The sequence below is a fragment of the Streptomyces sp. RPA4-2 genome, from assembly GCF_012273515.2.
Lineage (GTDB): Bacteria > Actinomycetota > Actinomycetes > Streptomycetales > Streptomycetaceae > Streptomyces > Streptomyces kaempferi.
The window spans coordinates 4,110,656-4,135,522 of sequence record NZ_CP050975.2; the positions used below are offsets into that span (position 1 = coordinate 4,110,656).

Sequence of the window (24,867 nt, forward strand, 5' to 3'; positions counted from 1 at the left end):
CCCTGGGAGCGGCAGCATGTGCGAGGACGAGCGGGACAACGGCATGGCCAGGCGCGCGCTGTTCGTGACGGGAGCGGCCGCGGCGCTTACGTTGGGAGGCGTGACCTTCGCGAGCGGGGCCGGAGCGGCCGGCCGTACCGAGACCCGGACGGTGTCGGGCACCCTGCCCGTCGGTGCGCCGGACTTCGTGTACCTCCCGGTCGAGATCCCGCCCGGGGTGCGGGAGATCCATGTCGCGTACGCCTATGAGAGGCCGTCGGTCCCGGCGGGCACGGCGGGCAACGCGCTCGACATCGGCCTCTTCGACGAGCGCGGTACGGAACTGGGCGGCGAGGGCTTCCGCGGCTGGTCGGGCGGGGCGCGTACGGAGTTCTTCGTCCGGGCGGACGACGCGACCCCGGGATACGTCCCCGGCCGGATCCGCCCCGGCACCTGGCACCTCGCGCTCGGCCCGTACACGGTGGCACCGCAGGGCCTGTCGTACGAGGTCACCCTCACGCTCACGTACGGGGAGCAGGCCGCGACGCCGGCCCCGGTGTACCCCCCGTCACGTGCGAAGGGCCGCGGGCGTGCCTGGTACCGGGGCGACTGTCATCTGCACTCCTGGTACTCGGACGGCCGCCGCACCCCGGCGGAGATCGCGGCACTGGCCCGGGCGGCGGGCCTGGACTTCATCAACAGCTCGGACCACAACACGCACTCCTCGCATCCGCACTGGGCGGACCAGGCGGGCGACGACCTGCTGATCATGCTCGGTGAGGAGGTCACCACGCGCAACGGCCATGTGGTGGCGCTCGGCACGGACCCGGGCACGTTCGTCGACTGGCGCTACCGCGCCCGCGACAACCGGTTCGGCCGTTTCGCGCGCCGGATCCGCCGCGCGGGCGGCCTGGTCGTCCCGGCGCATCCGCACGCCACCTGCATCGGCTGCGGCTGGAAGTTCGGGTTCGGGGAGGCGGACGCGGTCGAGGTGTGGAACGGCCCGTACACGCCGGACGACGAGGTGGCCCTCGCGGAATGGGACAACACGCTGGTCGCGTCCGTCCGTTCGGAGTCGCGGGCCTGGCTCCCGGCGATGGGCAACAGCGACGCCCATCGCGACCCGGACGCGGTCGGCACACCCCAGACGGTCGTCCTCGCCGACGACCTGACCCGGGAGGCCGTCCAGGAGGGCATCCGCGCGGGCCGCTCGTACGTGGCGGAGTCCAAGTCGGTGGTGCTGGCGTTCACCGTGTCCGGCCCGAGCGGTGAACACGCGGGTATCGGCGGCCGGTTGAAGGCGGCGGCGGACGCTCCGGTCACGGTCCGCCTGGAGGTCACCGGCGCCCCGCGCTGCACGGCCCGCTTCGTCACCGACGAGGGGGTCCTGTTCACCAGTGACGTCCTGCCGGTCTCCGGCTCGGGCACGGTGGAGTGGCGGACGACCGCGCAGTACGCGGCCTACGTACGGGCCGAACTGCGGCACGAGACGGCGGCGGGTCCGGTCCCGGGCGCGTTGGCCGCGTTCACCAACCCCATCTTCCTGGGCACCTGACCAGCGCGCCTCACACCTGGCCCAGGGCCGCCGGACGACCAGGAGGACCGCCGGCCCCGGGCTCTGAGCAGCGTCGCTACCGCTGTTCCGGCGCCGTGTTGGAGAGCCGGTCGAGCCACTCCCCCAGCAGGGCGGACTCGGCGGGGGTGAAGGCCGGGCTGGGGGTCTGCCGGAGGAGCGCGCCGAGGCGGGTGGCGGTGGCGGGGACCGGTGCCTCGCCGGTACCGGCCGTCGACTTGCCGGACGTCGCGGCGCCGGACGTCGCGGTACCGGCACTCCCGCTGCCTGCCGTCCCGGTGCCGGGGGCGGTGTCCGCCATCACCTCCGGTACGAAGACCGCGGTGTGCACGGCGTCCCGTACCCGGCGCGACAGGGTCCTGTCGTCGAAGGTGGCCGGGCGGGAGACCAGCATCAGGCAGACACCCACGTTGGCGGACATGATCATCTGTGCGGCCAGTTCGGGGGCCAGGCGCAGTTTCCCCTGCTCGGCCGCCCGCCGGAGGTCCTCGGTGAGGATGCGGTGGGACTCCAGGGCCGCGGCGGGCGGGGTGCGCATCGCCGGTGAGTTCATGAGCCGGTAGAGGTTGGGGTTGCGCAGGGCGAAGTCCGTGTGGGTGTCCCAGCCGTCGCGCAGGTCCCGCACCGGGTCCGTGCCGGGGGTGCGCTCGCGCTTGGCCGCCAGGTACTGGTCGAAGCCGTGGTCGACGACGGCCGACAGCAGTCCCTCCTTGTCCCCGAAGTGGCGGTAGAGCGCCGGGGCGCCGACCCCGGCGGCCTCGCACACCGCCCGGGTCGAGACGTCACCGTCCGGGGACTGGGCGACCAGGGCGGCCGCCACCTCGAGGATCCGCGCCTTCGTACTCACGGGGCCGACGGTAGCGGAGGTCACGCGGCCACCTCGCGCAGGGCCGGACGCGGGGCCGGGCCCGTGGCCGGACGCGGGACCGGGCGCGGCGTCAGCAGGTCCTCCAGGCCGATCCGGGTCAGGAACTCGGCCCGGACGCGGTCCGCGACCCGGCTGACCTCCTCCGAGCCGTCGTCGGCGGGGTCCACGTGCACCCGGAAGGGCCGCTTGCCGTCCGGGGCGCCGACGACCTCGACGACGGCGTCGGCGACGAGGGACGCGTCCGCGCCGGCGGGCGCGAGGGCCGCGAGGCGCCGGGCGACCTGGTCCGTCAGACCCGCGTAGTGCTCCTCGTACGCCCGGATCACCGTGGCCCCGGCCGGATGGCCGCCGTTCGCGAAGTGGTCGGTGCCGGAGGTGAAGGCGCCCGGCACCACGATGCTGGTCTCGATGCCGAAGCGGGCCAGTTCGGCGGCGTACGACACGGCGAGCGCGTCCATCGCGGCCTTGGCGGCGAAGTACGGCGCCAGGTAGGGCGGGGTGCCGCCGCGCGAGGAGGTCGAGCCGACCCACACCAGCAGGCCGTGCCCCTGGGCGCGCAGGTGCGGCAGCGCGGCCCGGTTGACCCGCTGGGTGCCGAGCACGTTCGTGTCGTAGACCGCCGCCAGTTCTTCGGGCGTGAAGGCCTCCGCCGGTCCGGTCACCATGTGCCCGGCGTTGTGCACCAGCACGTCCAGGGTGCCGGTCCGCGCCAGCACCTCGGCGATCGCCGCGTCGGCCGACTCCTGGGAGAGGACGTCGAGTTCGACCGTACGGAGGTCCACCCCGTGCGCGGCGGCGTACTCCTCGGCGACGGCGACCCGCACGGCGTTGCGGCCGGCGGTGTCGCGCATCGCCGCGTACACCGTGTGACCGGCGCGGGCGAGGGCGCGGGCGGACAGTGCGCCGAAGCCCGAACCGGCGCCGGTGATGAGGATCGTCCTGCGGGGGGCGGGGACGGAACGCGGATCGGCGTCCATGGCGCAACTCCTTCGAAGTCGAGGGGGGTGGGTCGGACGGGGTGGGCCGAGGGGGATCAGATGATGCCGCCGTTGGCGCGGAGCACCTGTCCGTTGACCCAGCGGCCGTCCGGGCCCGCGAGGAAGGACACGACCCCGGCGATGTCCTGGGGGGTGCCGAGGCGCTCCAGCGGGGGCTGGGCGGCCGCCCGAGCGATGGTCTCCTCGTCCTTGCCGTCCAGGTACAGCGCGGTGGCGGTGGGGCCGGGGGCCACCACGTTGACGGTGACGTCCCGGCCGCGCATCTCGCGGGCGACGATCAGGGTCATGGCCTCGACGGCGCCCTTGGTGGCGGCGTAACCGCTGTACCCGGGGATGGCCAGCGCCAGCACGGAGCTGGAGAAGTTGATGAGGGCGCCGCCCGTACGCAGCCGGCGCACCGCCTGCTGTCCGACGACGAACGTGCCGCGGACGTTGGTGCGGTGCATCCGGTCCAGGTCGTCGAGGTCGAGGTCGGCCAGCGGGGCCAGGGTCATGATCCCGGCGGCGTGGACGACGACGTCGACACCGCCGAAGCGTGCCTCCACCGCGTCGAAGAGGGCCGCCATCGCGGTCTCGTCGGCGACGTCCGCGCGCAGGGCGAGGGCCTCGCCGCCCGCGTCGGTGATCGCGGCGACAGCCTTGCCGGCCTCCGCCTCGTTGCCCGCGTAGTTGACCACGACGGTGTATCCGTCGGCGGCCAGCCGTTCGGCGGTCTCGCGGCCGATCCCACGCGATCCGCCGGTGACGACCGCGACGCGCGGGGAGGTGCCGGTCCGTTCGGTCATGACGTTGCTCCTCGACCTTCGGGGGTGGCGGTGTTCGCAACCCGACGAGAGCAACGCTAACACTTATTCGATAGCAACGCTACCTTTCCGGGGTAGCGGCGTTACGGAGCAGGGTTACGGAGCGGGGTCACGGAGCCCGGCCGCCACCTCCGCCGCACGAGGGTCACCCAGGCCACACGAGGGCCTGCACCTCGCTGTAGGCGTGCAGGGCGTAGGAGCCCACGTCCCGCCCGACACCGCTCTTCTTGAACCCGCCGAAGGGCGCCTCCATGTTGCGGCCGACGGTGTTGATCCCGACCCCGCCCGCCCTGAGCCGCCGGGCGACCCGGAAGGCGCGGGCCACGTCGCCCGACCAGACGTAGTCGATCAGCCCGTAGTCGCTGTCGTTGGCGAGCGCGATCCCCTCCTCCTCGTCGTCGAAGGGCACGACCACGACGACGGGCCCGAAGATCTCCTCGCGCACCACCCGCATGTCCGCGGTGCAGTCCGCGAGCAGCGTGGGGGCGACGTAGAAACCCCGGTCGCACGGCGGCCGTTCGCCCCCCGCGACCACCCGCGCGCCCTCCTTCCGGCCGAGTTCGACGTACGCCTCGACCCGGTCCCGGTGGGCCGCCGAGATGACCGGCCCGACCACCGTCCCCGGCTCCCGCGGATCCCCGACCGTCAACCGGCCCGCGAACGCGGCGAGTTCACCGACCAGCCGGTCGTACACACCGCGCTGCGCGAGCACCCGGGTGGGGGCCGTACAGATCTGTCCGCTGTAGAACGAGTAGGTGGTGCCGATCCCGGACACCGCCGAATCCAGGTCGGCGTCGTCGAAGACGACCGCCGCACCCTTCCCGCCCAGTTCCATCAGCTGCCGCTTCATCCCGCGTCCGCACACCTCGGCGATACGCCGGCCGACGGCGGTCGAGCCGGTGAAACTGACCATGTCCACGTCCTCGCAGTCCACGGCGGCCTCCCCGGCCTCCGCCCGCGAACCGCTCACCACGTTGAGGACACCCGGTGGCACGCCCGCCTCCTCCAGCGCCTCCGCCATCCGGTACACGGACAGCGGATCCTGCGGGGCGGGCTTCACGACCACCGTGTTCCCCATGGCGAGCGCGGGGGCGATCTTGCCCGCCGGATTGGCCCAGGGGTTGTTGTACGAGGTGATGCAGGTGACCACGCCGACGGGCTGGCGCACGGCCAGGGCGCCCATCACGGCCGCCCGCCCGAACGGCCCCGCCTCGTTGATCTGCGGCGGCAGCGGCTGCTCGGCGGGCTCGACCCGGGCGTAGCGCCGGAAGCGGGCGGCGCCCACTCCCACCTGCATCCCGCGCGCGGTCGCCGTCGTGGCACCGCTCTCGGCCGCGGCGAGTTCGGCGTACGGGAGGAAACGGCGCTGGATGACGTCGGCCGCCCGGCCGAGCACCGCGGCGCGCTCCTGCGGGGGCGTCCGGGACCAGGGCCCGAAGGCCTCGCGGGCGGCGGCCGCCGCCGCCCGCACCTGGTCCCGGGAGGCCTCCGGCGCCCACCCGACGAGCCCCTCGGTCGCCGGGTCGGTCACCGCGTAGTGCCCGTCGTCGGGCGCGACCCACGAGCCGCCGATGAACAGCCGCTGCCCCTCGGCCGCCGGACCGCTGCCGATGGCACCGCTCACCGTGTGCTCACCGTCCTCGTGTCCCGCCCGGAGCGGAGCACCTTCCCGGGGACGGCGCCGGTCACCGTGTCGTCGCGGATCACCTCGACCCCGTTGACCCACACCGCCCGCACGCCGATCGCCTTCGAGTCCAGCCGCGGGCTGTCGCCCGGCAGGTCGTGCACCAGGGTGGCCTTGCCCGCGTCGATCCGCTCGGGGTCGAAGAGCACGAGGTCCGCGTGGAAGCCCTCCGCGACCCGCCCGCGTCCGCGCAGCCCGAAGAGGCGCGCCGGGTCGTCCGTGAGCATCCGCACGGCCCGCTCCAGCGTCACCAGCTTCCGCCCGCGCAGACAGTCCCCGAGGAACCGGGTCGTGTACGGGGCCCCGCACATGCGGTCCAGATGGGCGCCCGCGTCCGAGCCGCCGAGCAGCACGTCCGGGTGCTGCCAGGTCTCGGCGCGCAGCGACCAGGAGTCGGGATCGTTGTCGGAGGGCATGGGCCACAGCACGGTCCGCAGCTCGTCGGCGGCGCAGATCTCGACCAGGCACTCGAAGGGCTCCTGGCCGCGCTCGGCCGCGATGTCCCCGACCACCCGTCCGGTGAGCCCCTCGTTGGCCGCGCTGTAGGTGTCGCCGATGACGTACCGCCCGAAGTGCGCGAGCCGCCGGAAGACACCGGCCTCCTTCGAGCCGGCCCGGCGCAGCATCTCGGCCCGTACGTCCGCGTCGCGCAGCCGCGCGATGCGCTCCGGCACGGGCAGCGCGAGGACCGGTCCCCAGCCGGGGATCAGGTTCAGCGCGCAGAAGGTGCCCAGCGACATGTTCATGGGGGTGAGGATCGGCATGGTGAGGGCCACCACCCGGCCGCCCGCCTTCCGTGCCCGTTCGCTCGCCAGCAGTTGTCTAGGCACCCGTTCCGGCACGGCGGCGTCGATCGTCAGCACGTTCCAGTTCAGGGGACGGCCGGCCGCCGCGCTCATCTCGGCGAAGAGGTCGATCTCCGCGTCGCTGAACTGGTCGAGGCATCCGGCCACGATCGCCTCGATCTGGGTACCCTCGTGCTCCCCCACCGCCCGGCTGAGCGCCAGCAGTTCGTCGGGTCCCGCGTGCCGTGAGGCGACCGGCCGCCCGTCGCCGTCGGAGTGGGTGGAGGACTGGGTGGTGGACAGGCCCCAGGCGCCGCCGTCCATCGCCTCGTGGAACAGCGTGAGCATCCGCGCGAGTTGCTCCCCGGTCGGCTTCCCGCCCACCGCGTCCGCGCCCATCACGTACCGGCGCAGCGCGCAGTGGCCCACCATGAAACCGGCGTTGACGGCGATCCGCCCCTCCAGGGCGTCCAGGTACTCGCCGAAGGTGTGCCAGTTCCAGGGCGCGCCCTCCTCCAGGGCGACCAGGGACATGCCCTCGACCCTGGACATCATCCGCCGTGTGTAGTCGGCGTCCTCGGGCCGTTCGGGGTTGAGCGGGGCGAGCGTGAAGCCGCAGTTGCCGCCCGCGACCGTGGTGACGCCGTGGTTCAGGGACGGGGTCGCGTACGGGTCCCAGAAGAGCTGGGCGTCGTAGTGCGTGTGCGGGTCGACGAAGCCGGGGGCGAGGACGAGACCCGTGGCGTCCTCGCTCGTCCGCGACGGCTCGCTCACCGTGCCGATCACGGCGATCCGGCCGTCCCGGATGCCGACGTCGGCCCGGCGGCCGGGCGCGCCCGTGCCGTCCACGACGGTCGCGTCCCTGATGACGTGGTCGAGCATGGCCGACCCCCTTCAGGAAGCCTGGCGGAACCGGGTGGTCCGGTGCACCGGGTCCGTGTCGATCTTCGGAATCACGTGCCGGCCGATCAGCTCGATGGTCTGGAGCGTGTACTCGCGCGAGACCCCGACCGGCAGGCCGAAGGAGAGCTGGTCGGCGCCCGCCTGCTCCCACCGCTTGCACTGGGTGAGGACCTCGTCCGGGTCGCCGCAGATCAGCAGTTCCTCGGCGATGAGCAGCTCGATGAACTCCTCGTTGTACTCGGGGAGGGTCTCGGGCCAGACGGGGAAGCCCTCGGGGCGCGGGAAGGTGTCGTGGTAGCGGAAGACGAGGGAGGGCAGGTAGTGCAGGCCGCCGCTGACCGCGATCCGGATGGCCTCGTCGTGCGTCGGCGCGCAGATCGCGGTGGTCGTCACCATCACGTTGTCGTTGACGAAGTCCCCGACGGGTTCCGCCTCGACGACGGCCGTCTTGTACTGCTCCAGGACCCATTCCATGTCGGAGACCTTCTGCACGCTGAAGCCGAGCACGCCGAGCCCCTTGCGGGCGGCCATCGCGTACGAGGGCGGCGAGCCGGCGGCGTACCACATGGCGGGGTGCGACTTCCCGTACGGCTTGGGCAGGATCTTGCGCGGCGGGAGCTGCCAGTGCTTGCCCTGGAATCCGGGGTACTCGTCCTGGAGCCACATCTTCGGGAACTCGGCGATGGTCTCCTCCCAGATCTCCTTGGTGTAGTTCATGTCGGTGACGCCGGGGATGAAGCCGAGGATCTCGTGGCTCCCGGCGCCCCGGCCGCTGCCGAACTCGAAGCGGTTGCCGGTGAGGTGGTCGAGCATGGCGACCTTCTCGGCGACCTTCACCGGGTGGTTGACCTGGGCGAGCGGGTTGAAGATGCCCGACCCGAGGTGGATCCGCTCGGTGGCGTGCGCCAGGTAGCCGAGGTAGACGTCGTTGGCCGAGAGGTGCGAGTACTCCTCCAGGAAGTGGTGCTCGGACGCCCAGGCGTACTTGAAGCCGGACTTGTCCGCCTGGATGACGTACTCGGTCTCCTCCATCAGCGCCTTGTGCTCCGCGAGCGGGTCGGTCTCGGCGCGCTTGCCCACGTATCCCTGTACGAAGAGCCCGAATTCCAAGGAGGTTCACCGTCCCCACATCCGTATCTGACATTCCGTCAGATCTATTGTCCGCCGACTGTCGCACCGGGTCCCCGAGGCGTCAATAGCTGACGGCCCGTCAGATGATGCTGACGCCCGCCAGCCAGCCGCCGTCGATCACGAACGGCTGGCCCGTGATGTACGAGGAGTCCTCGCCGGTGAGGAAGAGGGCGAGGCGGGCCACCTCCTCCGGCCGCCCGATCCGGCCGAGCGGCACGAGTTTGCGGTACAGCTCGTCCAGCGCCCGGGAGGTCGCCGCGCTGACGGCGGGGTCGGCGTCCGGGTCGAGCTGGGCGGGGTTGCTCATCGCCGTGTCGATGGCACCCGGGCAGACCGCGTTGACCCGGATCCTCTTGGCCGCCAGCTCCAGGGCGGCCACCCGCGTCAGACCCACGATGGCGTGCTTGGTCGCGGCGTAGGCGCCCACGCACGCCATCCCGGTGAGGCCCGCGTAGGAGGCGGTGTTGACGATCGTGCCGCCGCCCGCGCGCGCGATCTCCGGCGCGACGGTCCTGATCCCGAGGAAGACCCCCACCTGGTTGACCTGCACGACCTGCTGGAACTCTTCCAGCGGGGTGTCGACCAGCTCGTTGAAGCGCAGGATGCCGGCGTTGTTGACCAGCCCGTCGATCCGCCCGTACGCCTCCTTGGCGCGGGCGACCGCCGCACGCCAGTCGTCCTCCTCGCGCACGTCGAGGTGGACATAGCGCGCGCCGATCTCCTTGGCCAGCGCCTCCCCCTGGTCGTCGAGCACGTCCGCGACGACGACCGCGGCGCCCTCCCGCGCGAAGAGCCGCGCCTCCTGCTCGCCCTGCCCGCGCGCCGCACCGGTGATGAGGACGACGCGTCCGTCCAGTTTGCCCATGTCCGTCTCCCTGGGTCGTGTCCGACAATCCGCGCCGCCCGCCCGACCGGAGGGGCAGCCCCGGCCGTTCAGCCGAGAAGGGGCGCCACGCCGGCGCCGAACGCGGCCATCTGGTCGACGAGTTCACCGCTCCCGCGCGACCGGAACCGCACCTGGATCTGGTCCACCCCCATCGCGCGGTACGCCCGCAGCGACTCGGCGAGGGCCTCGGGCGGCCCGCTGAGGGTGCGGCGACCGGTCGCCCAGCCGGGCTCGCCCACGTACAGGGGCTCGGTGATGGCGCCGACGGTGAGCGGGTCGCGGACGCCCGCCTCCTCGCGCAGCCGCCTCAGCGTGGCGATCTGCCCGGGCAGCCGTTCCCGCGGGTCGCCCTGCGGCAGCCAGCCGTCCGCCTTCAGCGCGGCCCTGCGCACGGCGGCGGGCGAGGAGCCGCCGACCCACAGGGGCACCCTCGCCTGCGCCGGCCGGGGCCGCTGGCCGAGCCCCGAGAAGTCGTACAGCTTCCCGTGGTGCTCGGGGAACTCGTCCTGCCCCAGCGCCGCCCGCAGCGCGTCGATCGACTCGTCCAGCACGGCGCCCCGGTGCCGGAAGTCGGCCCCCACCGCGTCGAACTCCTCGCGCACGTGCCCCGCGCCGACCCCGAGGATCAGCCGGCCGCCGCTGAGGTGGTCGAGGGTGGCGTACTGCTTGGCCGTGATCAGCGGGTGCCGCAGCCCGACGACCGCGACATGACTGAGCAGCCGTACCCGCTCGGTCACGCCCGCCAGGAAGGCGAGCGTGGCCACCGGGTCGTACCAGACGGTGCTCATGGCGTCCGCGAGCCGGCGCGGGACGGCGACGTGGTCGCAGCACGCGACGTACGCGAAGCCGGAGCGGTCGGCGGCACGGGCGATCTCGGCGAGCTCCGCGGGACCGGCGCCGGCCTCCCACCCCTCGGCGTAGAGGGTGCTCTGCGACTGCACCGGGAGCTGGATGCCGTAGCGCAGCGGCCGGTCCGCGGCGCCGTGCGCCCCGGGCCCGTCCCCGCTCAACGGGCACCGCCCGGACCCGCCCACAGCCCGTCCTCCGTCAGCCCCAGCAGTTCGATCGCGTTGCCCCGTACGATCCGCTCGACCACGTCCGGGTCCAGGTGGCCCATCTGGGCCTCGCCGACCTCGCGGGACTTCGGCCAGGTCGAGTCGGAGTGCGGGTAGTCGGTCTCGTACAGGACGTTCGCGACGCCGATGGAGTCGAGGTTCCTGAGCCCGAAGGCGTCGTCGAAGAAGCAGCCGTACACATGGCCGGCGAAGAGCTCGGACGGCGGGCGGTGGACCTTGTCGGCGACGCCGCCCCAGCCGCGGTTCTCCTCCCAGACCACGTCGGCGCGTTCGAGGATGTAGGGGATCCAGCCGATCTGGCCCTCGGCGTACATCACCCGCAGGTTCGGGAAGCGCTCGAACTTGCCGCTCATCAGCCAGTCCACCATCGAGAAGCAGCAGTTGGCGAAGGTGATGGTGGAACCGACGGCCGGCGGGGCGTCGGCCGAGGTCGACGGCATCCTGCTGCTGGAGCCGATGTGCATGGCGATGACCGTGCCGGTCTCGTCGCAGGCCGCGAGGAAGGGGTCCCAGTCGTCGGTGTGCACGGAGGGCAGCCCCAGGTGGGGCGGGATCTCGGAGAAGGCGACCGCGCGTACGCCGCGGGCGGCGTTGCGGCGCACCTCGTCCGCCGCGAGCGCGGGGTCCCACAGGGGGATGAGGGTGAGCGGGACGAGACGGCCGGCGGCCGCCGGACCGCACCACTCCTCCACCATCCAGTCGTTGTAGGCCCGCACCGAGAGCAGTCCCAGCTCACGGTCCTTGGCCTCGGTGAACGTCTGCCCGCAAAAGCGCGGGAAGGTGGGGAAGCACAGCGCGGACTGGACGTGGTTGACGTCCATGTCGGCGAGCCGCTGCGGGACGTCGTACGAGCCGGGCCGCATCTGCTCGTACGTGATGACCTCCAGGCGTATCTCGTCCCTGTCGTATCCGACGGCGGTGTCGAGGCGGGTGAGAGGCCGGTGGAGGTCCTCGTACACCCACCAGTCCCCGATCGGCCCGTCGTCGCCCGGCCCGCCCATCACCGGGGCGAACCTGCCGCCGAGGAAGGTCATCTCCTTCAGCGGCGCGCGGACTATGCGGGGCCCGGTGTCCCGGTACCTCGACGGGAGGCGGTCCCGCCAGACGCCCGGGGGCTCCACGGTGTGGTCGTCCACCGAGATGATCCTGGGAAAGTCGGAGGCGGTCGAAGGGGTCTGGGTGGTCTCCATACGGCCCACGGTAGCGCTGATCTGACGACCCGTCAGCTCCCTGGAGCGCTCCCGGAAACCCACGACTCTGTGCGAACGTGTGCGGAGACGGCGTGAAGGACATGTGATCTTCCGCGTCCGGCCCGTGCGCGCGGCTGTGATCGCCGTCTCCCACGGCTGACGCATCCGCCATGAACAAGGCAAACTGGCCTCGTTGCACTGACGGTTCGGCAGGGGGACAGCGATGGACGGTGTACCGCGAGTGCCGGAGCAGCGGCGCCCCGAGGAATCGGCGGCGTTGCGCTTCAGCGTGCTCGGACCGGTGCGCGCCTGGCGCGGCGAGGAATCGCTTCCCACCGGGTCCCCGCAGCAACGCGCCCTGCTGGCAGCGCTGTTGCTGCGGGAGGGCCGCACCGCCACCTCCGGCGAGCTGATCGACGCCCTGTGGGGCGAGGAACCCCCCTCGCAGGCACTCGCCGCCGTCCGCACGTACGCCTCCCGGCTCCGCAAGGCCCTCGACCCCGGCGTGCTGATCAGCGAGTCGGGCGGCTACGCGATCCGGCTGTCCGAGGGCGCGGGCACGCTCGACCTCGCCGAGGCCCAGGAGATCTCCGCCGACGCGGAGAAGGCGAAGCACTCAGGAGACCTGTGCCTCGCCCGCGAGCTGCTGAACCGGGCGCTGGCCCTGTGGGACGGGGAACCCCTGGCGAGCGTGCCGGGACCGTACGCGGACACCCAGCGGGCGCGCCTGGAGGAATGGCGCCTCCAACTCCTGGAGTCCAGGCTCGACATGGACCTGGAGCAGGGCTGCCACGCCGAGGCGGTCTCCGAGCTCACCGCGCTGACGGCGGCGCACCCCCTCCGGGAGCGGCTGCGCGAGCTGCTCATGCTGGCGCTGTACCGCAGCGGGCGGCAGGCCGAGGCCCTCGCCGTCTACGCCGACACCCGCCGGCTGCTCGCCGACGAACTGGGCGTCGACCCGCGCGCGGGCCTGAAGGAACTCCAGCAGCGCATCCTGCAGGCGGACCCGGGCCTCGCCGAGCCGTCCGCCCCGGCGGCGGAACCCGCGGCCGCGCCGGTCCGCCCGGCCCAGCTCCCGGCCACCGTCACGGACTTCACGGGCCGCGCCTCCTTCGTCCAGGAACTCAGCGACGTCCTGGCCTCCGCCTCCTCCGCCGAGGGCGAGGGACAGGTCATGGCCGTCTCGGCGCTCGCCGGCATCGGCGGCGTGGGCAAGACGACCCTCGCCGTGCACGTCGCCCACCAGGCGCGGGCGGCCTTCCCCGACGGACAGCTCTACGTCGACCTCCAGGGCGCCGGGCAGCGGGCGGCGGAGCCGGAGACGGTGCTCGGCGCGTTCCTGCGCGCCCTGGGCCACCCGGCCTCCTCCATCCCCGACTCGCTGGAGGAACGCGCGGCGCTCTACCGCTCGGTCCTCGACGGCCGCCGGGTCCTGGTGCTGCTGGACAACGCCCGGGACGCCGCCCAGGTGCGCCCCCTGCTCCCCGGCATGGAGGGCTGCGCGGCCCTGGTGACGTCCCGGGTGCGGATGGTGGACCTGGCCGGCGCCCATCTGGTGGACCTCGACGTGATGTCCCCCGAGGAGGCCCTCCAGCTCTTCACGAAGATCGTCGGGCAGGAGCGGGTGGCGTCCGAGCGCGAGGCGGCCCTGGACGTCGTCGCGGCCTGCGGCTTCCTCCCCCTCGCGATCCGCATCGCCGCCTCCCGGCTGGCCGCCCGCCGCACCTGGACGGTCTCGGTGCTGGCGGCGAAGCTCGGCGACGAGCGGCGCCGCCTCGACGAACTCCAGGCCGGCGACCTCGCCGTCAAGGCCACCTTCGAACTCGGCTACGGCCAGCTGGAGCCCGCCCAGGCCCGCGCCTTCCGTCTGCTGGGCCTCGCGGACGGCCCGGACATCTCGCTGGCCGCCGCTGCCGCCGTCCTGGACCTGCCGGTCGACGACACCGAGGACCTCCTGGAGTCCCTCGTCGACACCTCCCTCCTGGAGTCCGCCGCCCCCGGCCGCTACCGCTACCACGACCTGGTCCGCCTCTACGCGCGCGCCTGCGCCGAACGCGACGAACAGCCGCCGAGCGAGCGGGACGCGGCGCTGTCGCGGCTGCTGGACTTCTATCTGGCGACGACCGCGGGGGTGTACGCGATCGACCGGCCCGGGGACCGGCTGGTGGAGCACCTGGAGGCCACGGAGTATCCGGGCCTGGTGTTCGAGGACCGGCACCAGGCCCAGGACTGGCTGTACGCGGAGGCGGTCTGCACACTCGCCTGCGCACGGCAGTCGATGGGCCCGGGGACGCTGGCACGCGCCGTCGACCTGCTGTGGGCCGCCTGCGACCTGGCCGAGTCGGGCGCGAACTCCAAGGAGTACGAGGCCGTCGCCGGAGCCGCGGACGCCGCCGCGCAGGGGGCGGGCGCGTCGCGGGCGCAGGGCAGGGCCCTGACGACGCTGGCCTTCGTGCACCACATCACCGGCCGCTTCGACCCGGCGGACCGGGCCGCCACCCGCGCCCTGAAACTGGCGCTGGCCTCCGGCGACCCGCTGACCAGCTGCTGGTCGTCGAACATCCTCGGCGTGATCGCGATCTACCAGAACCGGCACGAGGACGGAGAGGCGCACCTGACACGCGCCATCGAGAACTTCCGCGCCTGCGAGGACCGGCCCGGCGAGGCGAGCGCCCTGTGCAACCTGTCCCGTATCCACCTCGCCACCGGACGGACCGCGAGCGCGGTGGCCCTGGCACAGCAGGGCACGGCCATGTACGACGACATGGACCACGCGCTGAAGGGCGCCAACGGCCGGTACGCGCTGGGCCTGGCGCTCACCCACAGCGGGCAGCTCTCGCAGGCCGTGGACCGCTTCCAGGAAGCCCTCGCGGTGTTCCGGGACAGCCGCCAGCGGCTCTGGGAGGGCATGACCCTCTTCCGGCTGGCCGAGGCCGACCTCGCCGCCCGGCGGCCCGCGCAGGCCGCGGCCAACGCCGAGCTGGCGCTGACCGTGCTGCGCGGCATCGGCGGCGACTGGCGACGCGGCAACGTCCTGACCGTGCTCGGCCGTGGCCTGAGCGCGATCGGGCAGTCCGGCCGCGCGCAGGTCTGCTACCGGGAGGCGCTGGACCTGTTCGAGGCGATGGGAGCGCCGGAGGCCGCCGAGGTGCAGTCGCTTCTCAAGCCGCTCGCCGTCGCCTGAGGGCGCGGGGCGCCGGCCCGCGCCCGTCCCCCGTATCGGCACACCCATGCCTGTCTCCCGTGACCGTGCGCCTGGGCGTTCATCATTCGTTTATCGCCACACGTCACTCTCAACGAGTCGATCCGTCGCGTCGGGGGGCAGGCGGGATGACAACAGGCCGGGCCTCTAGGGTGAACCGGCCACGAAGTGCCCGTCCGGCGGTCCTCGGGGGAGTTGCCGGACGGGCGCTTTCCGCCTAACGCATCGAAGAACTGCAGGGGAGCCAGTCATGAGTGACACCAACAGCACCGACAACGTCCACGCCACCGACGAGCCGACGAACACGACGGACAACGTCCACGCGACCACCGAGCCGCTCAAGGGCAAGAACCCGATCGCCCCGGGCGAGACCGGTGACGCCACCACGGACAACGTCCACGCCACGGACGAGCCCGCCTAACACCGGGATCGCACGGGGGACCGGCGGGACCACGGGGGACCAACGGGGGAAACGGGGGGCCCACGGGGAAACGGGTCCAACGGGGGATCACGGGGAAACGGGTCCAACGGGGGATCAGCGGTCCTCCACCACACGGGGATCGGCCGCGGCGGCGTGGAGGGGGAGCCGCCGCGGCTGACGTGTGTCCGGGGCCGGACGCGGTCACGGGGCGCCCCGCGCTCACCACGCCGACCTGCGATACCGCCCGCGGCGCTCGCGGCGCCCTCAGCGCCGCCGAAGGTCCCCCTTCACCACCTTCCCGCTCGCGTTCCGCGGGAGTCCGGTCACGAACTCGACCGTCCGGGGGACCTTGTAGTTGGCCATCTCTCGGCGCGACCAGGCGATCAGGTCGTCGCCGGTCAGAGCCGCTCCGGGGCGCCGTACGACGTAGGCCCTGCCGACCTCTCCCAGCCGCCCGTCGGGCACGCCGATCACCGCCACGTCCGCGACGTCCGGGTGGAGGCCGAGGAGCTGCTCTATCTCGGCGGGATAGGCGTTGAAGCCACCGACGATGAACATGTCCTTGATCCGGTCGGTGATGCGGAGGTTGCCCGCCGCGTCTAGGACGCCCACGTCACCGGTGCGCAGCCAGCCGTCCGGGGCCAGCACCGCCGCCGTGGCCGCCGGGTCCTCGAAGTAGCCCCGCATCACGTGGAAGCCGCGGACCAGCACCTCGCCGGGGGTGCCGGGGGCGAGGGGCGTCCCGTGCGCGTCCACCACCCGGACCTCCGTGTCCGGGATCGCGCGGCCCGACGTGGAGGCGATCACGGCGGGCGCGTCGCCCCGGCGGCACATGGTGACGATCCCGCTCGCCTCGGAGAGCCCGTACGCGGTGAGTACGGTGCCGATCCTCAGCTCGGACCTCAGCCGCTCCACCAGTCGCAGGGGAACCACGGCCGCCCCCGTCACCACCAGTCTCAGCGCGGACAGGTCGTACGCGTCCCGGTTCGGGTGGTCCAGCAGGGACTGGTGGAGCGTGGGCGGGCCGGGGAGGACCGAGATGCGCTCCGCCGCCACGTTCGCCAGCACCGTGTCCACGTCGAACACGGGCTGCGGGACCATCGTCGCGCCGCGCATCAGACAGGCCAGCACCCCCGCCTTGTAGCCGAAGGTGTGGAAGAACGGGTTCACGATCAGATAGCGGTCGCCCGCCCGCAGCCCGGCCAGCTCGCTCCAGATCGCGTAGCCCCGCAGGCTCTGCGCGTGCGTGATCACCGCGCCCTTGGGCCGTCCCGTCGTCCCCGACGTGAAGACGATGTCGGACGGGGCGGTTCCCGCCACGGACGCCGCCCGTTCCCGTACCTCCGCCGCCCCGACGCCCTCCCCGTCCGCCAGGAAGTCCTTCCAGGTGCGGAAGTCGGCGGGGGCGTCGTCCGACAGCACCACCACCTGTTCCAGGTGCGGGAGTCCGGGCAGCGGGCCGGGACCCTCCCCCTCGCCGGCCGCCCGGCGCAGTGACGCCACGTACGAGGTGCCCAGGAACGTCCCCGTCACGAAGAGCAGTCTCGCCCGGCTCCGGGCCAGCACGTACGCCGCCTCGGCGCCCTTGAAGCGGGTGTTGAGCGGGACCAGCACGGCGCCCGCCGAGACCGCGCCGAGCGCGCAGACGATCCAGTCCAGGGTGTTCGGCGCCCAGACGGCCACCCGGTCGCCCGTGCGCACGCCCTCGGCCAGGCAGGCCGCCGCGGCGCGTTCCACGCGGGCGCCCAGCTCCGCGTACGTGACGCGCGTCCGGCCCTCGACGACGGCCTCCCGGTCCGCGAACCGCCGGGCCGCCGACCGGACCAGACCCGGGACGCTGCCCCACTCCAAGTCACCGCGCACAGCGGGCCTCCCCATGACCGACGACAGCTAGCTGACTACCCGTCAGATTAGCTGTAGCCTGACGCACTGTCAGCAGCCCCGGTTCGCAGGGAGGCGCGCGCCCATGGCACGGAGCACGGCGGGGATCAAGGACGCCACGGCCGTCGTCGGCATCGGTCAGACCCCCTTCGCCAAGCAACTCCCCGAGTCCGAGAAGACCTTGGCCTGTCGTGCGATTCTCGCCGCCCTCGACGACGCCGGGATCGCCCCCGCGGAGGTCGACGGGCTGGCCTCTTACACGATGGAGGAGACCGACGAGGTCGAGGTCGCCAAGGCCCTCGGCTTCGGCGACCTCACCTTCTTCAGCAAGGTCGGTTACGGGGGCGGCGGTTCGTGCGCGACCATCGCTCATCTCGCCGCCGCCGTCACGACCGGGCAGGCGACGGTCGGGGTCGCCTGGCGGTCGCGCAAACGCGGCAGCGGCCCCCGGCCCTGGCGGAACACGGTCGCCCAGCTCCCCACCCCGGCGCAGTGGACCCGCCCCTTCGGGCTGCTCAGACCCGCCGACGAGATCGGCATGCTGGCGCGGCGCTACATGCACGAGTACGGCGCCACCCGCGACCACCTCTTCAACGTGGCGCTCGCCTGCCGCAACCGGGCCAACCAGAACCCCGCCGCGATGATGTACGACCGTCCGCTCACCCGCGAGATGTACATGACCTCGCGGTGGATCAGCGAACCCCTCTGCCTCTACGACAACTGCCTGGAGACGGACGGGGCGTTGGCATGCGTGGTGGTGTCGGCCGAGCGCGCGCGGGACTGCCGGCGGCGGCCCGTGTACGTCCACTCCGTCGCCCAGGGCCTGCCCGCCCAGCACCACGGCATGGTCAACTACTGGAACGACGACCCGCTCACCGGCCCCGCCTGGACCGCCGCCCGGCACCTGTGGAAGAACGCCGACCTCACCCCGGACGACGTCGACGTGGCCCAGATCTACGACGCCTTCACGCCCCTCATACCGCTCTCCCTGGAGGGCTACGGCTTCTGCGGCCGGGGCGAGGGCGCCGCCTTCACGGAGGGCGGCGCGCTGGAGATCGGCGGGCGGCTGCCCCTCAACACGGGCGGGGGCGGGCTCAGCGAGGCGTACGTCCACGGCTTCAACCTCATCAACGAGGGCGTGAAGCAGCTGCGCGGGACGAGCACCGCGCAGGTGCCGGGAGCCGCCACCTGTCTGGTCACGGCCGGGGAAGGGGTCCCCACCTCCGCGGTCCTGCTGCGAACCTGAGGAGCCGAGATGACACGACCCCCGCCCCGGACACCACGCACCCCCTGCTCTCGCCGGTCGTGGACGAGGACGGCGCGCCCTTCTGGGAGTACGCCGCCCGGGGCGAGCTGCGGATCCAGGCGTGCGCCGACTGCGGCGAACCGCGTTTCCCGCCCCGCCCCTGCTGTCCCCACTGCCATTCCTTCGACAGCCGCTGGCGCCTGATGAGCGGGCTGGGCCGGGTCTGGTCGTACGTCGTCCCGCATCCGCCCCTGCTGCCCGCGTACGCGGCCCGGGTGCCGTACAACGCGGCCGTCGTCGAACTCGCGGACGCCCCGCGCATCCGCCTGGTCGGCAACCTGGTCGCAGGACCCGGTGCCCCCCTGGGGTCCCTCGCCCCCGACCGGATCCGCATCGGGGCGCGGGTGCGGATCGTGTTCGGTGCCGAGGGGCTGCCGCAGTGGGTTCTGGAGCGGTCGTGAGCGGCGGGCTGCGGATCTCGCGCGCCAAGGACACCGGGGTCGCCGTCCTCACCCTGGACCGGCCCGCCCGGCTCAACGCGATCGATGTCGCGACCGCCCGCGAACTCGCCGCCGCCTGGCAGGCGTTCCGGTTCGACGACGCCGTGCGGGCCGTCGTCGTCACCGGGGCCGGCGAGCGGGCCTTCTGCACCGGGCTCGACCGTGCGGCCGAGGTGCCGCAGCCGGACTCGCCCTTCATGGTGGACGATCCGCTCCTGCGGATCGGCCCCAAGGCCAACGACCTGTGGAAGCCGGTCGTGGCCGCCGTGCGCGGCATGGCCTGCGGGGGCGCCTTCTACCTGCTCGGGGAGGCGGAGTTCGTCGTCGCCGACGAGACCGCGGCCTTCTTCGACCCGCACACCACGTACGGCATGGTCAGCGCGTACGAGTCGGTCTACCTCGCCCAGCGCATGCCCTTCGGGGAGGTGGCCCGGATGGCGCTGATGGGGACGGCCGAGCGGATCTCCGCCCGGCGGGCGTACGAGGTCGGCCTGGTTTCCGAACTCACGCCCCCGGGCGGAGCGTTGGCGGCGGCCGTGGCGTGCGCGACCGTCATCGCGTCCTACCCGTCCGACGCCGTCCAGGGCACCGTGCGGGCGCTCTGGCAGGCCCAGGAGGCGACCCGCGCGGCAGCCCTCGCACACGCCCCGCAGCTCGTCTCCCTCGGCAACCTGCCGGGCGAGCGGCAGGCGGAGCTGTTCGCCGCACGGCGCCCTGGCGGTTTCCGGACGCGGTGAACCCAAGGGCTGTCCGTCAACGCACCGCGACGGCCCGTCGATCGACCTCGCAGTGATCGATCTCGTCCACGTGCCCCGCACTGGCGACGGGCACCCGGACGGTCGCCTTGTCCTTCGCGGGCACCGACACCTGGTCGGAGGTGTCGATCATGGTGAAGCCGCGTGCGTCCTTGAAGGCGATCTTCACCGTCAGGACACTGTCGCGCCCGTTCGGATTCCTGACCTCCACGGTCGCGTACGGGTCCTCCGTGCTCGCGCAGTGCACGAGCACCGCGGTGCCGTCCTTCAGGGGCCGGGCCGTGCCGCCGGTGGAGGACGCGGTGGGGGTGGAACGGTGGGTGGGCCGCGAACGGTACGTGGCGCCGCCGCTGAGACCGCTACTCGTACCGGAGCCGTACGCGTCGCCGCCGGACGAGGAGCTGCCGGAAGAGGAGCTGTCGTACGAGCCACCGCCGCCCGACGTCGACGAGGAACTGTCGTGGTCCTGGCGGGAACTGCTGCATCCGCCCCCGCCACCGCTGTGGTGACCGCGGCTCCCGTGGCCACGGCCCGACGAGAAGCCGGTCAGGGCCAGCACCACCATCGCCGACACCGCTGTGAATCTGAGTCTGCGCCCCCGCGTGTACATGCCCATCACCCTACCCACGGCCCCCGCACCTGCCCCCCGTGAGGGGCCACCGGCGGGGGCCCTCACGTCGTGCGGGCCGTCCCTGTCCCCTTCTCCGCGTCCAGGGCGTACACACAGCGGTCCTTGCTGCAGGCGTACACGACGCCGTCCTTGACGACGGGGGCGCCGGTGATCTCGCCGCCGGTCGCCAGTTTCCAGCGCAGCCGCCCGTCGTCGGCCTTCAGCGTGTACAGCAGATGGTCCGTGGAGCCGAAGTGGATACGGCCCTCGGCCACGGCGGGCGCGCCCACGATGTCGCCGCCCGCCTGGAAGCGCCACTTCGGCGTACCCGTGACCGCGTCCAGGGTGTACAGGCCCTTTCCGCTGCCGACGTGGACATGCCCCGCGGCGACGAGCACCGGCTCGATGGAGGCACGGGCCTCGGTCGCGATGCGCCAGCGGTCCCGCCCGTCGGTGGCGTCGAGCGCGTACACCGTGCCGAGGTAGTCCGCGAGGTACACCCCGCCCCCCGCGACCGCGGGCCCCGGTACGAAGGTCGGCGGGCACAGGAAGACCGCCGGTGCCTCGAAGTGCCAGCGGACGTGACCGCTCGCCATGTCGACGGCGAGCACCCGGGTACCCGCGGAGATGTACACGTAGCCGTCGTCGGCGCGGGTCAGCCGGACCGGCACACCGCCGCACGACGCCGCGTCGCCGATCGGGTACGACCAGCGCTCTTCACCCGTACGGGCCTCCAGCGCGCGCAGCCGCGCGTCCTTCCACACGAACACCGTGCCGTCGTGCACGGCGGGCCCGGCCTCCGGGGACTCGAAGTCGCTCTGGGCGCCGGTGACCTCCCAGAGTTTCTGGCCGTTGGAGGCCTCCCAGGCCTGCACACCGCCCCCGCGCGTCCCGGTGACGACGGTCCCCCGGTCGGCCTTGAGGGAGTAGACCCAGGCGTCCGTCGCCAGCCGCCACAGATCGGCGCCCTCACGGGCGTCCAGGGCGAACAGCGTCGGGCCGTCGGAGGCGTGGATACGGCCGTCCGCGACCGCCATCGACCAGGCCACGTCCCGCGTCTTGAAACTGCGGCGGCCGGTCGCCACGTCCAGCGCGTGGACCTCGAAGGACGTGACGTAGACGAGGTCGCCGGCGACCGTGGGCGTGCCCCAGACATCGTTCGACATACGGAAGCGCCAGGGCCGCCAGCCGGACGGGGAGTCCGGCGGGGGCGGCGCGACGGCCGCCACGGGGTCGGCGCCGTTGACGCCGACGCGCGGCCGGGACCAGGAGGCGGCGAGGCCGGCCTCCGGAGGAGGGGCCTTCACGGCGGCGGCACGGGCGTCGGCGACGCGCGGACCGGGGCCGATGGGCACCTTGGCGCCCGCCAGCCGCACCGGGCCGGTGTCGGGCGCGCCGACGACGGCGGGAGCGTGCGAGGGCGGCGGGGGCACGGCCGGGCGTCCGCCACCGCTGCGGCCCCCGGACGGCGGGGTCTTCACCGGCGGACGGCCCCCGCGGCGCGACTCGATCAGGCCCACCGCCCGCTCGGGCAGCCACGCCGACGCCGTACCGCTGTCGTCCGAGCCGGAGCCGAACAGGTGGGGAGCCAGTTGCGCCTGGAGGTCGGCGGGGTTGGGACGGCCGGTCGCCTCCATCTGCATGCAGGACTCGATCAGCGGCCTCAGCTCGTCCGGGAGGCCTTCGAGGTCGGGGCCCTCCCGGAGCAGCATGAAGACCGTCTCGACCGGGTTCGCGCCGTGGAAGGGGGCGTGCCCGGTGGCGGCGAAGACGAGCATCGAGCCGAGCGAGAAGACATCGCTCGCGCCGGTCACGCTGCGCGAGTCCTTCGCCTGCTCGGGTGACATGTACGCGGGCGTGCCGACGGCGACATTCGTCATCGTCAGACGGGTGTTCGATACACCGGACGCGATACCGAAGTCGATGACCCGCGGCCCGTCCTCGACCACCAGCACGTTCGAGGGTTTCAGGTCGCGGTGGACGAGCCCCGCGCCGTGGATGGACTGGAGGGCCTCCGCGACGCCCGCGGCCAGCCAGCGCACCGCCTGGGCCGGCATCGGCCCGCACTCGTTCACTATTTCCTCGAGGGAGGGCGCCGGAACGTACGCGGTGGCCAGCCACGGCACCGCAGCGCGCGGGTCGGCGTCGACCACGGCCGCCGTGTAGAAGCCGGAGACCGCGCGCGCGGCCTCGACCTCACGCGTGAAGCGCACCCGGAACAGCTGGTCCTCGGCGAGCTCCGTCCTGACCGTCTTGATCGCCACGCGACGGCCGGAGGCCGAGCGCGCGAGATAGACCAGCCCCATGCCGCCGGCACCCAGCCGCCCCAGCACCTCGAACGGCCCGATCCGACGCGGATCGTGCTGCGTCAGCTGATCCACCACTTGCCTGCCACCTCCCCGTACGAGCCACGTCATCCACGTATGAACGCAGCCCAGTGCAGCGTCTCACCACCGCACCGCCTTGGCGGCACGCACCCCGATTCTTCCTGTCCGCGCCACCGGTTGCGAACCCGGGGGCGGATCGGGGTGTCTCGGGATATAACGGCTACTCCCCACCGGCGGACGGAGCTTCACCGCCACCGGCCGGGGCCGTTCACCGCTGGATGACGGCGAACGACGCCCCTTGATTGTCGGTGACGACGGCCACTTTTCCGTACGAGGTGTCGAAGGCGGGCACCTGGACCCGGCCGCCGAGCCGGTTCACCGTTCCGAGTACCGCCTCGACGCTCTCGACCCCGAAATGGACCAGGAAGTGCGGCGGCATCTCGGCCGGGAAGACGTCGAGGACGGGGGCCCTGCCGACGTCGGGGGAGGCGTCGGCGCCGAAGAGGGCGTCGTGGAAGAGGGCCCCGTAGAACGCGTCGACGACCCAGGTGTCCCGTGCGTACAACTCCGCCCAGCAGAAGGAGCCCGGCGCGTGCCGCTTTCCGAAGCCGGAGTGCTCTCCGGCCTGCCAGAGGCCGAACACGGCGCCCTCGGGGTCGGTGGCGAGGGCCGTCGTGCCGAAGGAGCCGACCGGTGTGGGCGCGGTGATCAGCCGGCCGCCCGCCGTGGTGATCCGGGCGGCCAGCGCGGCGGCGTCCGGGGTGGCGAAATACACCGTCCAGACGGTGGGCATCCGGCCGTCCCCCTTGGGCGCCAGGGCGGCGACGGGCTCGCCGTGGTGGCGCGCCCACACCCCGGCTTCGGGCGGCCCGAAGCCCTCCCCGAAGGTCCAGCCGAACAGCTCACCGTAGAAGCGTCGGCCCGCCTCCACGTCGGGAAGCTGCGCTTCCACCCAGCAGGGGACGCCTTCGGGGAAGGCACCGGACGCGTCGGAGGCGCCGGATGCCGGGGATACGGCCATGCGGCCAAGTTAATGGCGTTTTCGCCACCTCGCGCGGTGGCCGGTACCGGCCGCAAAGGCCCCACGGACCCGCCCGGCGCCCTTCTCACACCCCACCCACGCCCCACAACACCCCACCGCACCCCATTTGCAGTCGGCCGAATCGCGCTCCGATCACCCCTCGGTAAGCTGACGGCATGACAGGACAAGTGCGTACCGTCGACGGCCGCGTGGCCGGTCGGCGTGGGCAGGCGACCAGGCAGAAGCTGCTCGACTGCCTCAGTGAAATGCTCAGCTCCTCCCCCTACCGGGACGTCAAAGTCATTGATGTCGCCCGTAAGGCAGGCACTTCACCGGCGACCTTCTACCAGTACTTTCCGGACGTCGAAGGCGCCGTCCTGGAGATCGCGGAGCAAATGGCCGCGGAGGGAGCCGGGTTGACGGAACTGCTGGACGGGCGCTCCTGGGCCGGCAAGGCCGGCTGGCAGACCGCGCAGGAACTCGTCGACGGGTTCCTGGAGTTCTGGCGGAAGAACGACGCCATTCTCCGCGTGGTCGACCTGGGCGCCGCCGAGGGCGACAAGCGGTTCTACAAGATCCGCATGAAGATCCTGAATTCGGTGAACAACTCCCTTACGGACACCGTCACCGAGCTGCAGGCCAAGGGCAGGGTCGACAAGGACGTGAATCCCGCGGCGATGGCCGGCTCCCTCGTCGCGATGCTCGCGGCGGTGGCCTCGCACCAGAAGGGATTCCAGACGTGGGGTGTCAAACAGGCTGAACTCAAGCCGAATCTCGCGCTGTTGGTACATCTCGGCGTGACCGGGAAGAAGCCGACCAAATAGGAGTCGCTTTCCCTCTGTTTTTCCCCTGCCCCCCTCCTGTCATGCAGGCGGCAGCCCTACGCCGGACGGACCGTTCCGGCGGGCTGCCGCCTGCTGCGCTGTGCGGGCCCCACGCCTCGCCCCACGCCTCGCCCCACGCCTCGCCCCACGCCTCGCCCCGCACCTCGCCTCGCCCCTCGGCGTCTCCCCGGCGGCCGCGGGCGG

The 24,867-nt window shown here is 72.9% G+C and carries 20 protein-coding genes; 7 read left to right on the plus strand and 13 right to left on the minus strand.

The window, feature by feature from the left end; all coding sequences use genetic code 11:
- Window positions 1–16 precede the first annotated feature (16 nt).
- Window positions 17–1,534 carry a CehA/McbA family metallohydrolase gene (locus tag HEP85_RS17850; RefSeq protein ID WP_168528635.1) on the plus strand — a complete coding sequence of 506 codons (1,518 nt, stop codon included), beginning with the start codon at window positions 17–19 and terminating at the stop codon, window positions 1,532–1,534.
- A 76-nt stretch (window positions 1,535–1,610) separates the two neighbouring features.
- Here HEP85_RS17850 and HEP85_RS17855 read toward each other — a convergent pair whose 3' ends face one another.
- The 9 genes from HEP85_RS17855 to HEP85_RS17895 form a co-directional block, all read right to left on the minus strand.
- Complete coding sequence (locus HEP85_RS17855; protein WP_168528636.1) at window positions 1,611–2,399, minus strand: TetR/AcrR family transcriptional regulator; 789 nt, start codon at window positions 2,397–2,399, stop codon at window positions 1,611–1,613.
- Between the two features lie 20 nt (window positions 2,400–2,419).
- Window positions 2,420–3,397 (minus strand): SDR family NAD(P)-dependent oxidoreductase, encoded by a 978-nt coding sequence (locus tag HEP85_RS17860; protein ID WP_168528637.1) that lies wholly within the window; start codon window positions 3,395–3,397, stop codon window positions 2,420–2,422.
- A gap of 56 nt (window positions 3,398–3,453) precedes the next feature.
- Window positions 3,454–4,203 (minus strand): SDR family oxidoreductase, encoded by a 750-nt coding sequence (locus HEP85_RS17865; RefSeq protein WP_168528638.1) that lies wholly within the window; start codon window positions 4,201–4,203, stop codon window positions 3,454–3,456.
- Window positions 4,204–4,366: 163 nt separating this feature from the next.
- Window positions 4,367–5,845 (minus strand): aldehyde dehydrogenase family protein, encoded by a 1,479-nt coding sequence (locus tag HEP85_RS17870; RefSeq protein ID WP_168528639.1) that lies wholly within the window; start codon window positions 5,843–5,845, stop codon window positions 4,367–4,369.
- The gene (locus HEP85_RS17875) at window positions 5,842–7,572 is read right to left on the minus strand and encodes an amidohydrolase family protein (protein WP_168528640.1); all 1,731 of its coding nucleotides are present in this window, start codon (window positions 7,570–7,572) and stop codon (window positions 5,842–5,844) included. The genes HEP85_RS17870 and HEP85_RS17875 overlap by 4 nt, the downstream gene beginning before the upstream one ends.
- Before the next feature lie 12 nt (window positions 7,573–7,584).
- Window positions 7,585–8,703, minus strand: a complete 1,119-nt coding sequence (locus HEP85_RS17880) for an LLM class flavin-dependent oxidoreductase (RefSeq protein WP_168528641.1) — start codon at window positions 8,701–8,703, stop codon at window positions 7,585–7,587.
- A 100-nt stretch (window positions 8,704–8,803) separates the two neighbouring features.
- Complete coding sequence (locus tag HEP85_RS17885) at window positions 8,804–9,589, minus strand: SDR family NAD(P)-dependent oxidoreductase (protein ID WP_168528642.1); 786 nt, start codon at window positions 9,587–9,589, stop codon at window positions 8,804–8,806.
- 68 nt (window positions 9,590–9,657) lie between these two features.
- Window positions 9,658–10,620, minus strand: a complete 963-nt coding sequence (locus HEP85_RS17890) for an LLM class F420-dependent oxidoreductase (protein WP_248001971.1) — start codon at window positions 10,618–10,620, stop codon at window positions 9,658–9,660.
- Window positions 10,617–11,876, minus strand: a complete 1,260-nt coding sequence (locus tag HEP85_RS17895) for an amidohydrolase family protein (RefSeq protein WP_168533734.1) — start codon at window positions 11,874–11,876, stop codon at window positions 10,617–10,619. Before HEP85_RS17895 ends, HEP85_RS17890 begins: the two co-directional genes overlap by 4 nt.
- A 223-nt stretch (window positions 11,877–12,099) precedes the next feature.
- On the opposite strand from HEP85_RS17895, the gene HEP85_RS17900 reads away from it, so the two are divergent.
- Both HEP85_RS17900 and HEP85_RS17905 read left to right on the plus strand, forming a co-directional pair.
- A complete protein-coding gene (locus HEP85_RS17900) occupies window positions 12,100–15,060 on the plus strand; it encodes a BTAD domain-containing putative transcriptional regulator (RefSeq protein WP_168528643.1) in 2,961 nt (986 codons plus the stop codon).
- A gap of 268 nt (window positions 15,061–15,328) precedes the next feature.
- Window positions 15,329–15,499, plus strand: coding sequence for a hypothetical protein (locus HEP85_RS17905; protein WP_168528644.1), 171 nt, complete (start codon window positions 15,329–15,331; stop codon window positions 15,497–15,499).
- A gap of 264 nt (window positions 15,500–15,763) precedes the next feature.
- Here HEP85_RS17905 and HEP85_RS17910 read toward each other — a convergent pair whose 3' ends face one another.
- Window positions 15,764–17,362: a FadD3 family acyl-CoA ligase gene (locus HEP85_RS17910; protein ID WP_282189848.1), complete on the minus strand. Its 1,599-nt coding sequence runs from the start codon at window positions 17,360–17,362 to the stop codon at window positions 15,764–15,766.
- A gap of 103 nt (window positions 17,363–17,465) precedes the next feature.
- On the opposite strand from HEP85_RS17910, the gene HEP85_RS17915 reads away from it, so the two are divergent.
- Genes HEP85_RS17915 through HEP85_RS17925 form a run of 3 tightly spaced genes read left to right on the plus strand, consistent with a single transcriptional unit; the run spans window position 17,466 to window position 19,863 of the window.
- Window positions 17,466–18,626: a lipid-transfer protein gene (locus HEP85_RS17915; protein ID WP_168528646.1), complete on the plus strand. Its 1,161-nt coding sequence runs from the start codon at window positions 17,466–17,468 to the stop codon at window positions 18,624–18,626.
- 44 nt (window positions 18,627–18,670) lie between these two features.
- Window positions 18,671–19,087 (plus strand): Zn-ribbon domain-containing OB-fold protein, encoded by a 417-nt coding sequence (locus tag HEP85_RS17920; protein ID WP_168533736.1) that lies wholly within the window; start codon window positions 18,671–18,673, stop codon window positions 19,085–19,087.
- The gene (locus HEP85_RS17925; RefSeq protein WP_248001972.1) at window positions 19,084–19,863 is read left to right on the plus strand and encodes an enoyl-CoA hydratase/isomerase family protein; all 780 of its coding nucleotides are present in this window, start codon (window positions 19,084–19,086) and stop codon (window positions 19,861–19,863) included. Before HEP85_RS17920 ends, HEP85_RS17925 begins: the two co-directional genes overlap by 4 nt.
- Window positions 19,864–19,879: 16 nt before the next feature.
- On the opposite strand, the gene HEP85_RS17930 is transcribed toward HEP85_RS17925, so the two are convergent.
- From HEP85_RS17930 to HEP85_RS17940, 3 genes are all read right to left on the minus strand, one after another.
- Complete coding sequence (locus HEP85_RS17930) at window positions 19,880–20,491, minus strand: hypothetical protein (protein ID WP_168528648.1); 612 nt, start codon at window positions 20,489–20,491, stop codon at window positions 19,880–19,882.
- A gap of 62 nt (window positions 20,492–20,553) precedes the next feature.
- Entirely contained in the window at window positions 20,554–22,875 is a 2,322-nt protein-coding gene (locus HEP85_RS17935) for a serine/threonine-protein kinase (protein WP_329288466.1), read from the minus strand.
- Between the two features lie 211 nt (window positions 22,876–23,086).
- Window positions 23,087–23,839 (minus strand): VOC family protein, encoded by a 753-nt coding sequence (locus tag HEP85_RS17940; protein WP_168528649.1) that lies wholly within the window; start codon window positions 23,837–23,839, stop codon window positions 23,087–23,089.
- A 176-nt stretch (window positions 23,840–24,015) separates the two neighbouring features.
- On the opposite strand from HEP85_RS17940, the gene HEP85_RS17945 reads away from it, so the two are divergent.
- Window positions 24,016–24,663, plus strand: a complete 648-nt coding sequence (locus HEP85_RS17945; RefSeq protein WP_153290019.1) for a TetR family transcriptional regulator — start codon at window positions 24,016–24,018, stop codon at window positions 24,661–24,663.
- Window positions 24,664–24,867 lie beyond the last annotated feature (204 nt).